Genomic DNA, 13,298 nt, shown 5'->3' with positions numbered 1-13,298 from the left:
TGAAACCCATGCTCAAACTGCTTCGACATTTCCCAGGAGTATTGCAGTCATATCAAGCGTCAAAGCGCCATCTATTATGGTGACATCGACGCTTGTATTGTAATTTACATTGTTTCTGGAGATATCAGACAAATTTTCGTTCGCGTCCAGAAATACCCATTCGGCCCCATGTGCGGTGGGTTGTCCAACCGCGACTTGTAGAATCGCCAGCGCGTCGAGGGCATTAACCGACCCATCTCGGGTTATGTCGGCTGCGATGAAATTCTCTGCAGCGGCAGACCCCCAGGTTGGATCCAGACCGACCGACATACGCAGAACCTGCAGAGCATCCAGCGCGGTAATTTCGCCGCTCGCTGTCGAATAAGACTTGATGATTTCTAGTTGTCCGGGAAACGTCCCATCCGGTACTTCCAAATCGAATTCACCATATTCATTGGCTTGCACTGTGAGAGTAGAGCCTCCATCAGGCGTAAACCGGATTTCGGCATCCCCAAGCGCTGGATTGCGGACGAAAGCATCAAGTGTAAATGCGCCAGCTAAACCTTCAGAGGCGTTGTTATCCGGAGCGGAACCCAAATCAACCGGGATGTGGTCCGGCCCACTAAACCCGGACCCGAACACCTGAGCGCTGGTCAAAGGGGTGTTGGTATCCGAAATCAGGTCGATTGTTTCATCAAGATAGGTTATGCGTGCGCCTGTCGCTGTTGAGGTAAAATCCAGCTGCGCAGGAGTCCTAAGGAACGGGTAGTGCGACAAGTCCAGCCGATCTGTCCCGGCCTGAAAATCCGAAATTACAGTTGGACCACTGCTTTGACGGATCACGAAGACATCTGCGCCTGCCCCACCTGTCATGATCGTTGAACTTGTACCGGTGATCAGGATGTCGTCGCCCGCTCCACCGTTCAGGGTTGAATCCAGAATCCCTCCGCTTAACAAATCGTCTTGCGCGGTCCCGGTTACCGACCCCAAGCCTTGCGAGACAACTCCCAAATCCGCAACTGATACGCTGAGATGGGTTATGCCCGGATCTATTTGAGACGTTGCAAAAACCTGTAATTCATCCCCTACATGCGCCACGCTGAGCGTTTCAACATTCTGTAATCTGGTTTCCAGCGTGTCTGCAAAACTATCCTTATGAACGAGTTGCCCATCCGGGGTCATCGTGAACAGTGTAACGCCGTCATCGCCGCCCCCTGCCAGGACAAAAACCCGCCCCTCTACTTCAATGACCGATAGATCCTGTACAGATTCGAATCGGGTATGCAGTGTATCCAGGACGTGATTGATTGGTCTGAGCTGTCCATTGTCGCCCAATTCCATGACGCTTATTGAGCTGCTTTGCGAACCCGCTACGACGACCCATGATCTGCCATAAGCCTGAACAACTTCGATAGCAGTTGGCGCGCTTATCCCGAGCGTCTGAATCGAAGTATTTCCATCTACCGCGGATAGTACACCTGAATTCTGGTCGACCAAATACGGCTGGATAGAGCTGCTTGCAGTATCAATGGACATGACGAAATGTTTCGATCCGACTTGTAACGCCCGTAGCTCATCTGCTGAGCCTGCAACCGAATTTATCAGGCTCAAAGTCCCGTCTAGATTGATGTGATACGTTGCAAGCTGCCCGGTATCAGTTTGTGCAAGCGTAAGAATTTCGTTTGTACCAACCGTCAACTGTGTCGCTGCAGAAATATCTCCGCCGCCAGACAGAGTGTTTGTTTCGCGGATGCTGCCAATGCTTCCATCCGGGTTCAGGTCATATCCGATCAGACCCGTCGAGGTATCGACGTCCAAAATTAGCTGATCGCCAGAGGCGAGTTGGATTGGAATGCCACTCCGACCGACTTGATACGAGATCGACGCGTCGAAATACTGCAGGTCTATTTCCTGAGGCGATACTTCCGAACCAAGTTGCCACGAAACGATCCCGCCTCCGGGTCCAGTGATACTATAGAGATACGTTTCACCGTTAAACGTTTTTAAAGCCGTATCGCCGATACCTGAATCGAGCGCTGCGGTCCCCGTTGCCACCACACTTTCGAACTGAAGCTTCATCGCCCCTACCCCCTACCACCCCTGGCAGTGGAAACAGGATGGAACGATGCGCAGACCAGAACCAGAGCGGAAATGTGGTGAAAATAGGGACTTCGGTTCCAGATTAATTCAAGTTTTCCGGATTGCTCCCCCAAAGGTGCCAGATCGCGCCACGAATGAATGGGTTTGAACCGGGAAATGCGGGACATGCAAAAACCGCGTCCATCAAATGTGAGGGCAACATGACCAACAATACCGGCTCGACCAAAATTTCGATCACGGACTCTCAGCCCAATGCGCAGCGCAAGCGCCATGTTCGCAACTGGATAGACAAAAAGCTCAAGCTATTGGCCAAGCGTGGATTTGCAGGTGGTCTTGGGTCAACACTATTGGCATTGCCGGTGTTGGCACAGGCGACCGACGAACAGCTCGACTCCTATCAGTTTGCAAATTCGATCCCCGGTGTTCTGGTTGTAAAATTGCTTGCAAATGGTGATGTCCAACTAAGCTTGGCGGATGGTAGAACGATTGTTGTCACCGCCGAGAACGTTCAAATTCTGGAAAACGGCGCGATTATGCTTGCCGACGTGGTTGCCGCAGAAATTGCTCAATTCAGTCTCGCAGCGGAAGCCGCCGGAGCGACCGCCGCCGCAGGCGGGGTGAGCGGCGCGGGGCTTGCATTAGGTGGGCTGGGTATTGCCGGTGCAGCAGCCGCTGCTGGCGGAGGTGGTGGTGGAGGGGGCGGGAGTGATGAAGACCCCGAGCCACCTACGGTCGCAACAGAACCTCCTCGACCACCCAGCCTTAACCTGCAGGAATTGCAGACAAATGAACTTAATAATATCAGCAGCAAATCAGCGACCCCCGAGGGCACAACTTCGGTAGAAGTAACTATTGGTCCCGTCACCAGAGCTGTCACACCCGATATCGATGGAAACTGGAGCGTTTCGCTGACTCAAGCCGAAGCAGCCGCGCTCCCTCAGGGGATTTCAACGGTTACAATTCGACATCTGGATGGCGTGGGCACGGAAATTTCGGTGGATACCGCCAAGTTTGACGTCGATACAGTCCCTCCTACATTGGAAATCTCCGCGTTTTCAGCTGGCGTAGTTTTGAATGGCGCAGAACAGAACGGCGCTCTTGAAATCTCGGGCACAACAGATGCGGAAAATGGCCAAATTGTCGCGGTAACGGTCGGTGGTCAGACCTATCAAGGGACAGTTTCTGGGGGCAGCTGGGACGTCTCGGTACCAGCCGTTGATCTTGCGGCTTTACCAGACGGAGCTAACATAGCAGTAACGGCAGATGTAACTGACCGCGCAGGCAATCCCGCCGTTCAGGTAAATGATGCATTTGATACAGACTTCTCTGCTCCTGCTCTGACCCTGAACCCTGTTGCCGGCGGATCTATCGATCTTGCAGATGTTGGCGGCGATCTGGTTCTGACGGGGACAACCACCGCCGAGAACGGTCAGGCCGTTACCGTATCTTTCGACGGCCAAGATTATGGCGGAACCGCTTCGGGCGGCAGTTGGTCGGTGACGATCCCGAATGGGGATCTTTCTGGACTGGCCACCGGGGTGCCCGCTACCATTTCTGTTGCGATCAGCGATGCTGCGGGTAACACTGCAACACCCATTGTTGTCTCTGTACCGGTCGATCTCACTGGTCCTTCGATAGCAATTGCTCCCCTATCCGTCGGTGCCGTCTTGAACGCAGCTGAGGTGGGTTCTGATCTGACCGTAAATGGGACAACAGGAAACGTATCTGACGGTCAGCAAGTTTCGGTCACTCTGAACGGCCAAACTTATACAGATTTGGTATCGGGCGGCAGTTGGAGCGTGAATATTCCAAGTGCAGATCTCATAGCACTCGCTGATGGTGGAAGCTTCAACCTGACGGCCGACGTTACTGACGCTGACGGCCTACCGGCTCCGCAGGACGTTGTCGGCCTGTCCAAAGATGTTTCAGCGCCCACATTGAACATTGACAGCTTTTCGCATGGCGCAGTCATGAATGCGACAGAGCGTGATACCGACCTGACCGTCTCAGGAATCACTTCGGCTGAGGATGGCCAAACGGTGACCGTATCCCTCAACGGACAATCCTATACGGGTATTGTTACAGGAGGGTCTTGGATTGCCACCGTACCTACCGCAGATTTGGCGCTGCTGTCAGATGGCGCGACGATATCCGTGACTGCAAATGTCTCCGATTCGGCTGGTAACCCGTCATTGCAGGCTTCCAGAAGCTTCGACACTGACTTCACACCTCCAGCATTGGTGATTTCGTCCCTATCCGATGGTCCGGTGATAAACATCGCCGAGCAGGTTACTGATTTGGAAATTTCCGGAACGTCCAACGTCGGTGATGGAACACAAGTTACTGTCCAAATTGTAGCTTCAGATGGCACTGTTTTGCTAAGTGGTTTCACCCCTGTCAGCGGAGGTAGCTGGACTTACACTGCGGCCGCATCTGACCTGAGCAGTTTACAAGATGGGGCATCATACACCGTAAATGCTTTGGTTTCCGATGCCGCTGGGAATGACAGTAGCACCTCGGCAAGTTTCAGCACGGACCTTGATGCACCTACGATTACGATGAACCCTCTGACTGTGGGTCCTATACTGGACGTAATTGAACAAGGATCCGACCTGAACGTTTCAGGTTTCACCTCCGCTGAAGATGGACAGTTGGTTACCGTCAATCTGAACGGCGCGGATTATACTTCTGTGGTTTCTGGTGGTACCTGGGCTGCGGTTATCCCTTCTGCCGATTTGCTTGGGCTCGCAGATAGCAGCAGCTTTCAGATCACAGCATCGGTCCAGGACGCAGCGGGGAATCCGGCAATTGACGCAACAGCAACGTTAGATACAAACTTCCGTCCTATTCTGAGCTTCAATACGCCCGGAACAAACGGAGCAGTTTCACTAACCGATGCGCAAAACACTGGATTAACGATCTCTGGTGGTTCTACGGGGTTAACGCCAGGTCAGGCGATCGATGTCACGCTCAATTCAGTCTCCATCGGCAGCGCAACCGTTGCTGCTGATGGAAGTTGGAGCCTTGCAGTGTCCGCTGTAACCTTCGCCTCGATCGATGCTGGAGACTCTCTCGATTTTTCTGCACAGGCAACTGTGTCTGGTGGTCCGGACCCCTCTCCAATTTCGGTTGAAACCTTCGCTCATGTGCCAGCCGCTTATACTATTTCTGAGGTTGGTCGAAGCGGATCGACGGTGACATTTGAGATCTACGCAGACCCGGATCGCGATATCTCCAGCGGGCTGGCATTTACAGCCGATTTGGGCTTTGATTCTTCGATTGCGACTTATGACAATGGGTCCGAGATCGAGAACGCGGATTTCAACCTGTTCCTTGCGAACCCAAGCGGAGGTTCCACGATCAGTTTCGCCGGAGCTGCGACAAGCTATGGAGATTTGTCGCAACCAGTTGTTACATTCACGATGACCGTGCAGGATGCAACCAAACCGATAGTGCTGACGTTGACCACACCGGATGGCGGGCCGTCGCAACTTCATCTGGGCACCGCTGGGGCTGATCATCTAATCGGGTCAAACGTCGACGATGTCATCCATGGTGGCGATGGAAGCGATATGATTGACCTCTCAGGCGCAGGTCGTGACGTTGTTGTGTTTGATGCAGATCCGGCGGCGAATGGCCTGGATAGTGTTCGCAACTTTACACTCGGCCCGGCAGCGAGCGCATCCGACGCGCTGCTATTTCATAATCTCGATGCAAGTACGCTGCGCGGTGACGGTACTGGAGTTGAGTTGCTTATGGCAGGAGGCACCATCGGCTCAAACACCGGCTTCGTTGGTTTGGAAACTTCACTTGCTGATCTGGATGTCAACACGATTGCCAGCGCTGCAGAGAACCTGACAGGTGCTCAGGCCGGAGACGAGATATATCTTCTTGCAACAGATGGCTCTGACAGCCTTCTTGTCAAAGTCGATTATTCAAGCCCAGGTTCAGCGTCGGTAGAAACACTGGCGCAATTTGAAGGGCTTGCGGACCTAAGTGCGTTGACATCAGACAACGTCCTGTTGACCGACCCGACCGGCGCTTCTGCTTAAATCGCCGATAGGCATTTGGGGAGAATGCCTGAGGTGATCTCGCCTTATCCTTACAAGAGGTTTGTATGATAGAGAATGGTCTTGTCCCCGTACATGTTGGGCGTCATCGCAACTTTTTTTGGCGTCGTTTCGCGTCTTTCGGATTTGCCCAAGGCATGGTCGGATGTCCGATCGTTATTTCAGAAATATCTCGGATCGCGTCTGCGTTCCCCATTGTGTTCCAGCGGCGGGGAGATGATTTCATACCGACGGCGCTGTTTTCAGTCGCTGCTGGCATAGCGTCACCCTTTGTCGATCCAAAAGGGCATTGGCGTGCGCCGTACGTACCGTCAGCGCTTCGTTCCTACCCGTTTTACGCAGGGCCTTCTAGAAATTCCGACGTTCCTGCGGTGCAAAAGTTGTGCCTGTACGTAGATGAAAACTCTGGATTGTTGACGCGCGATCCACAAGACAATCCATTTTTTACCGACCAAAATAAACTGACTCGGGACCTCCAGGACGTGCTGCAGTTTTTGCAACATCGTGAAGCCGCAGCCGTTACAACCCACCGCCTTTGCACATTGCTTGCAGAAATGGAGCTTTTTATTCCCCTTCAGGATTTTGAAGGGATCGCTCTGCCCCCAGCATGTTGGGGCATCGATAGAAAAAAACTAAATCGCGTACCGGATGTTTTCAATCTGACGCTGATAAAAAATGATGCGTTTGAACTTATCCACGCTCATCAAATTTCGTTGTCGCTATGTGCATGGCTGGCACAAGCGCAGAGAGGCTCAGAATACAATCATTCGTCTTCGAGCGACACACTAAACGGGTTCTTAACCGCGATGGCCAATGATATAGCCCATGATCACACAAACGCAGAGCCGATCAATGAGATGGGCTAACTATCTATCAAAGCTACCGTTTCTGGCGACCGTGCTTTTTTCTACACAGAAAGTAGCGCCAAACCTAAATTGTGAAAAGCGGGTAACAACTGCGAGCCGATCCGTAAATTCGATTGATCTGTTGATCGTCAAACTAAACTATTGGGGTAGGCTCACATGAAAATTACTCATGGTTCTATAACGCCGCTAGAATCTTGCTTGTTAAATGTAGCAGCCACGCTCGAACGCACTTTGACAATTTCGACACTGTCTGCCGCACGGTCGGGTGAGGCGGATGATCTAACCGTTCGCGACGCGATAACCTTGGCGCAAAATGTCGGGATGCAAGTTGGTTTTGGAGCGCAAAAAATCAACGCATTTGACGCAACACTGGCGCCAGCGATCCTGTTGTTGAGTGATGATCGTGCCGTCGTTTATCATGGCCGCTCGCAATCGGGTGATCTCTTACTCTTTGATCCAGCGTTAGGCGATGGCGTCGGAGAGATTTCTGAGGGAGACTTTCAGGAAGCATATACAGGCTATGCCTTACTTTTTCGACGGTCGCACGATGACGAGGTCGGCACCTCTGACGCGAGGCACGAAGGGTACTGGTTCTGGTCCGCGCTCGCGGTGAATCGCTGGTCCTACTTTCAGGTCGCGTTGGCGGCTGCGATGGCGAATATTCTGGGGCTGACGACTTCAGTTTTCATAATGATTGTCTACGACCGGGTGTTGCCGAACGAAGCAACGGAGTCTCTCCTAGCTCTAACTTTCGGCGTGTGCTTGGCATTGATATTCGACTTTGCGCTTAAACTCTTGCGCGCCGGTTTCATTGACCGCGCCGGACAACAAGCCGACATGTTCATGGGGCGGAGCATCTTCGACCAGATGCTTAATATCCGCATGACCGCACGGCCAGGTTCAGTCGGTGAAATGGCCAGCACGATAAGAGAATTCGAAACCCTGCGTGAGTTCTTTACTTCGGCCACTTTGGTCGCAGTTGTAGACTTGCCGTTCATCGCCGTCTTTATCCTTACCATCTACCTCGTCGGGGGGCCATTGGCGCTAGTTCCAGCACTTGCCGTACCGGTTGTTTTGCTGAGCGGATTAGCTGTCCAACCAATGTTGTCACGGCTGGCGGAAAATAGCTTTGCCGATGGACAGTCAAAGCAATCTGTACTGGTCGAGACAGCAACTGGTCTTGAGACGATCAAGACCACAGCTGCAGGTCGGAAAATGCGAACACGCTGGGAGAATGCAATCGTGCGCCAGTCGGAGCATGGGGCGCGTAGTCGCGCCATTACCCAATTCGCACTGAACCTGACCGGGCTTACTCAACAAGCCGCGCAAGTGTTGATTGTGTTCTACGGCGTATTTCTTATTGCAGATGGCCAAACCAGCATGGGTGCGCTTGTGGCATCAGTTATGCTGACTGGACGGGCTTTGGCGCCATTGGGCCAGTTGGCTCAGACACTTACGCGCATCAATCATGCGCGTAGTGCTTTTCGCAATCTCGATAAGCTTATGCAGGCAGATAACGAACGGCCGCAGGGCCGGTCATGGGTGAGCCGACCCGAGATTTCCGGGCGCATCGCGTTTAATAATGTCCATTTTACTTACCCCGAGCAAACAGACGATACGCTAAAGGGTGTTTCCTTCACCATCGAACCGGGTGAAAAGGTAGCGATCCTTGGCCAAATTGGATCGGGCAAGAGTACGATCGCGCGATTGCTGCTGGGATTATATCAGCCGCGCGTGGGATCTGTAATGCTCGATGGGCTGGACATCCGTCAAATCGATCCCGGAGAATTGCGTCACAACGTTGGCTCGATCCTGCAAGATATTTGGCTGTTCTCTGGTTCAATCAGGGACAATATTGCCAGCGGTATGATGCGTCCGCACGATAGCGATGTAATCCGCGCTGGTCAGGTAGCGGGGGTTGAGGATTTCACCGCCAAGCACCCGCTCGGTTACGACCAACAAATCGCCGAGCGTGGTGAAGGCCTGTCAGGCGGTCAGAGACAATCAGTTGCTCTGGCTCGGGCGCTCATAGGCCGCCCCCCGGTGTTGGTGTTGGATGAACCGACAAGTGCCATGGATATCAAATCCGAGGCGGAGACAATCAAAAGGTTAAAATCTGCAACGCAACACACCACGATGGTGATCGTGACACATCGTACAAGTTTGTTGGAACTGGTGGACCGCGTGATCGTGATTGAGGATGGCAAGGTCGGCATGGATGGACCCAAAGGCGTTCTTGCGCAACATGTTCGCAATCCCGGGAGGCATCTGAATGTTGCGGCATCCTGAACTCAAACAGCTCGCGCGCGAAATGCAGGGGCAGGCACCGCTCCGGGGATCCGTGTTACTGTTCCTGATTGTGGGATGCATCATCACCGCGGTTGCGTGGGCAAACTTTACAGAGTTGGACGATGTTGTACGCGCCGACGGCCGCATAGTACCCTCCGGAGACATTCAGGTTATTGAAGCCGCCGAGCCGGGGGTTCTGCAATCTCTGCATGCATATGAAGGGCAGCTGGTCGAAGCCGGAGCGTTGTTGATGGAACTCGACAGTAACCAGATTGAACGTGAGTTAATTCAGGAACAACAACGCGCATATGCTTTAATGGCGCGTGCCCAGCGACTGCAGGCGGAAATAGACGGGAGTGATCTGCAGTTTGGCGAACCCTTGTTAAGCGAAGCTCCTAGCGTCGTACGATCAGAAACAGCGCTGTATCGGGGGAGGCAAGCTGAACTTGCCTCCGAGATTGCAATTCTGACGAGACAACACGAACAAAGACAGCGCGAGTACGAGGAGGGTTTGGTGGATCAGATTACAACAGTGGAAACATTGAATGTTCTGGCTGAAGAGCGCGCAATGATGGAGCCTCTGGTTGAGCAACGCATGGAACCTGTAACTACATTGCTTGCATTGCGTCGGAGTGAGGCAGAATGGACTGGCCGAAAGACCAGGGCTGAGGCGGTGATAAGCCGCCTGAAGGCCGGTCTTAACGAAATAGATGAAAAAGTAAGCGCAACGCGCAGCAGATTTCGCAGCGCTGCACTTACCGATTTTGCATTGGTTACGGCTGAGCTGTCGGCGTTGCAACCTGCCCTGCCCTCGCTTCGTGACCGGGTGTCGCGCGCGCAGATTCGTGCTCCGGTTCGAGGCATTGTAAATCGCATCCACAGCACGACAATCGGAGGTCTGGCGCGCAGCGGTGAAGAATTGATCGAAATCGTCCCATTGGACGACGGACTGTTGGTGGAAGCTTACATTCGCCCCGATAACATCGCATTTTTGCATGCAGGACAACAGGTTAAGATAAAGATTACGGCCTACGACTATTCTCGATACGGCAGCTTAGACGGTGAGATCATTCGCATTGGAGCTGACGCAGTAACGCGTACTGACAGGAGTGAAGAAGAGGTCTTTGCAGTTGAAATTCAGACCTCGGACACCATGCTGGACGGATCTGGTATGGCGGTCGAGATCATACCCGGAATGATCGCGGAAGTTGATATCCTTGCGGGTCGAAAAACGGTGCTGGATTACCTGATCCAACCGGTATTGAAGATCAAGGACCAGGCATTTCGTGAATGACCTCTTGTCTCAAGAAATGCTGGCTCATTCGTCGTGGCGGTAAATTGACAATTGTTTGAAAGGGATGCTCATCGCCAGGCAACGTCGCCTAGAAAGATGTACCCTGCCCCGTAGATAGTTTTGATCAGGCGCGGATTTTTGGGGTCCTCTCCCAATTTTGTCCGCAACCGTGAGATACGTACATCCATCGCCCTATCAAAGCTGTCACCCGCGCCACCACCTAAAATCTCTTGCATACGGGCCCGACTGATAAGGCGTTTGGGACTTTCGAGGAAGAGGCGCAGAACCTCACCTTCGGCGTGGCTGAATGGTGTTTCCGCACCATTTTCATCAATCAGAACATATCGGTCAAAATGCGCGGTCCATCCGTTGAATTCGGCGGCATCTGAGTTTTGCACAGCAGGACCAGTAGACCGCAAACGGGCGCGAACACGCGCGATGACCTCTGCGGGGTCGAAAGGTTTGGTTATGTAGTCGTCCGCCCCAAGTTCGAGCCCTGTCACTCGATCCTGCACCTGTGCCCGGCCAGAGATGATAATGACAGCGGCCCCCTGCTCGAGCGCAAGGCGATGTACCAGTGCCAGTCCATCAGTATCAGGGAGCGACAAATCCACAAGGCAGACATCTGGCGTGACCCGCTTCAACGACGCTTCGAATTCACGCGCGCGCGCAAAGCTTTGGGTTCGAAAACCCGCATCTTCGAGAGCGCCTGTCAAAATGTGCCGTATTTCAGGTTCATCATCAAGAATGGTCACCAATGGTTGTGTCATCTACGCGGCCTCGGTACGGATCAGAGCGGAAAGCTGCTCTGGTGTGAAAGGTTTGCTCAGGACAGGCGCGCGTTTCAGCGCTTGATGATGCAACGGATCGGAAATCGGTAGGGATGTCATCAGGATGCAAGGCAAAGCACCACTCAGATGGTCGACGATATCGATGCCGGTGCCTTCACCCTCAAGCCGGATGTCTGATAGCACCAGCGTGATATCTTCAATATCGGACGTCAAAGTAAGCGCTTCTTCAACCGAGCTCGCTTCGATGACGGAACAGCCCAATCCAATCAGAATTTCCCGAAATTGGCTGCGCAATTCATCGTTGTCCTCCACCAAAAGTACAAGACCCGCCTGAGAGGGCGGCGCTGGTCGGAAAGGCAGGCGTATTACAACCGATGCACCAGAAGGCGTGTTCCGTAAATTCAGATCGCCCCCGGCGAGCTTTACGGTGTCATAAACCATCGGAAGCCCCAGCCCCGATCCATCGCTGCCTTTGGTGGTAAAGAACGGATTTAATGCTTGCTCCAGCGCTTCCGGAGTAAAGCCTGAACCCGTGTCCGAGACCGTAATTTCGATCCAAATGGTTCCGATCGCATGCACACTGATGGTAATTTGACCGGACGTACCACAGGCGTCTCGGGCATTCAGCACGAGATTTAGTAGAGCATCCTGCACCATACCTGGATCAAGCATCAACGGCTTATTGGGCAAAGTATTTACGACCGACAGTCCCATTCCGCGCGGTAAGGAAGGTGTGGCCAGAATGCGCAAATCCTCGAGTAGCCCGCGCATATCCGTCGCCTGTGGTTGGGGCGTGCGATTGCCAGTCATGTCTGCGATGCGGTTCAACAATTGCCCGCCTCGCCGTGCGGTCTGCTGCGTGGCTGATACAAGCTGACCTGCCTCGACAGGCAAATCCATCTTCTCAAGTCGCGCCTGCATTCCCAATATGATGGTCAACAAATTCGAAAAGTCATGGGCGAGCCCGCTGGTCATTTGCGCCGCCATCGCTCTGCGTCGCGTTTGCTGAAGGGCGACACGAGCTTGTGTCTCTTCGGTAATATCCACCGACATGACATAAACGCCACCAGCTTTGTCTGGCGTGAAGGACACGCGAATGCGGCGCGAATCCTGATCCTCGGTAAACTCAAAAACCGAAGGTTGGCCGCCATACGCCTGTTCCAGATGCGGTTTTACCCGATCATAGGCCGATTGCCCCAAGGCCTTTGATATGTGAAGGCCCAGAATGTCAGACGGGCGGCCGGGCATAACCGAACTGAGGCGGCGGTTTGAGTAATCGTATCGTCCATCAGTATCCAGATGCGCGATATGAGCCGGCATCATCTCGGTTGTCATCCGCGTGCGCGCCTCGATCTCGGTCAACTGGCGCTTAGCCTCTTCAAGCGCCGTAATCGTTGCAGCCAGTTTCCGGTTTGTTGCCGAAAGCTCTTCGGCGTGTCCTAAAAGTTGGCCGGACAGTTCTTCCGAACGACTGCGTAGCAATTCTTCGACCTGTTTGGTGCGCGTAATGTCTGTGTAAACAGCCACCCAACCACCATTCGGCAAGGGTGCACCTTCGACCGAGATCACCTGGCCATTGGGTCGAGTACGCTCCATGTAGTGTGGCTCGAACGCCAACGCCTGAGCAACGCGGGTCTCAACCATTTCGGCGACATCACCGTCCGGGCCGTACTCGCCACGGCTGGCGAGAAAGTGAATGGTGTCGTGGAACAATGCACCTGGTTCGACAAGTTCATCCGGCAATCCGAACATTTCCTGAAATCTCAAATTGCTGACTACAAGGCGCAACTGACTGTCATAGATTGACAGCGCTTGCCCGATCAGGTTCAGGCCAGCCGTTGTCATCGCCTTAATGCGTTGTTCAGATATCTCCAAATTCATCCTCCCCTGCGCCTATGGGTAACACCAG

The 13,298-nt window shown here is 53.3% G+C and carries 7 protein-coding genes; 4 read left to right on the top strand and 3 right to left on the bottom strand.

Translation table 11 applies throughout. The features are described 5' to 3' along the window. Positions 1 to 12: 12 nt before the first annotated feature. A complete protein-coding gene (locus ACRZ91_RS16425) occupies positions 13 to 2,058 on the bottom strand; it encodes a dockerin type I domain-containing protein (RefSeq protein ID WP_480907145.1) in 2,046 nt (681 codons plus the stop codon). A 221-nt stretch (positions 2,059 to 2,279) separates the two neighbouring features. Here ACRZ91_RS16425 and ACRZ91_RS16420 point away from each other — a divergent pair, with 221 nt between their 5' ends. The 4 genes from ACRZ91_RS16420 to ACRZ91_RS16405 all read left to right on the top strand — a co-directional run bounded on the left by ACRZ91_RS16420 (position 2,280) and on the right by ACRZ91_RS16405 (position 10,598). Then, the gene (locus ACRZ91_RS16420; protein ID WP_480907143.1) at positions 2,280 to 6,131 is read left to right on the top strand and encodes an Ig-like domain-containing protein; all 3,852 of its coding nucleotides are present in this window, start codon (positions 2,280 to 2,282) and stop codon (positions 6,129 to 6,131) included. Positions 6,132 to 6,196: 65 nt separating this feature from the next. Next, positions 6,197 to 7,015: a SapC family protein gene (locus tag ACRZ91_RS16415; protein ID WP_480907141.1), complete on the top strand. Its 819-nt coding sequence runs from the start codon at positions 6,197 to 6,199 to the stop codon at positions 7,013 to 7,015. A 156-nt stretch (positions 7,016 to 7,171) separates the two neighbouring features. Beyond that, the gene (locus ACRZ91_RS16410; protein ID WP_480907139.1) at positions 7,172 to 9,304 is read left to right on the top strand and encodes a type I secretion system permease/ATPase; all 2,133 of its coding nucleotides are present in this window, start codon (positions 7,172 to 7,174) and stop codon (positions 9,302 to 9,304) included. After that, entirely contained in the window at positions 9,288 to 10,598 is a 1,311-nt protein-coding gene (locus ACRZ91_RS16405) for an HlyD family type I secretion periplasmic adaptor subunit (RefSeq protein WP_480907138.1), read from the top strand. The genes ACRZ91_RS16410 and ACRZ91_RS16405 overlap by 17 nt, the downstream gene beginning before the upstream one ends. A gap of 68 nt (positions 10,599 to 10,666) precedes the next feature. On the opposite strand, the gene ACRZ91_RS16400 is transcribed toward ACRZ91_RS16405, so the two are convergent. Both ACRZ91_RS16400 and ACRZ91_RS16395 read right to left on the bottom strand, forming a co-directional pair. Then, complete coding sequence (locus ACRZ91_RS16400; protein WP_170544146.1) at positions 10,667 to 11,368, bottom strand: response regulator transcription factor; 702 nt, start codon at positions 11,366 to 11,368, stop codon at positions 10,667 to 10,669. Next, positions 11,369 to 13,270: a PAS-domain containing protein gene (locus tag ACRZ91_RS16395; RefSeq protein WP_480907136.1), complete on the bottom strand. Its 1,902-nt coding sequence runs from the start codon at positions 13,268 to 13,270 to the stop codon at positions 11,369 to 11,371. It abuts the gene before it with no gap. Between the last annotated feature and the right edge of the window lie 28 nt (positions 13,271 to 13,298).

This window comes from Ruegeria sp. O11, from assembly GCF_056535285.1.
This window is presented reverse-complemented; position numbering and strand designations above follow the sequence as displayed.

Coding starts and splice junctions, on each gene's coding strand:
- ACRZ91_RS16425 (WP_480907145.1), bottom strand. CDS start 2,058: ATGAAGCTTCAGTTCGAAAGTGTGGTGGCAACGGGGACCGCAGCGCTC.
- ACRZ91_RS16400 (WP_170544146.1), bottom strand. CDS start 11,368: ATGACACAACCATTGGTGACCATTCTTGATGATGAACCTGAAATACGG.
- ACRZ91_RS16410 (WP_480907139.1), top strand. CDS start 7,172: ATGAAAATTACTCATGGTTCTATAACGCCGCTAGAATCTTGCTTGTTA.
- ACRZ91_RS16415 (WP_480907141.1), top strand. CDS start 6,197: ATGATAGAGAATGGTCTTGTCCCCGTACATGTTGGGCGTCATCGCAAC.
- ACRZ91_RS16420 (WP_480907143.1), top strand. CDS start 2,280: ATGACCAACAATACCGGCTCGACCAAAATTTCGATCACGGACTCTCAG.
- ACRZ91_RS16395 (WP_480907136.1), bottom strand. CDS start 13,270: ATGAATTTGGAGATATCTGAACAACGCATTAAGGCGATGACAACGGCT.
- ACRZ91_RS16405 (WP_480907138.1), top strand. CDS start 9,288: ATGTTGCGGCATCCTGAACTCAAACAGCTCGCGCGCGAAATGCAGGGG.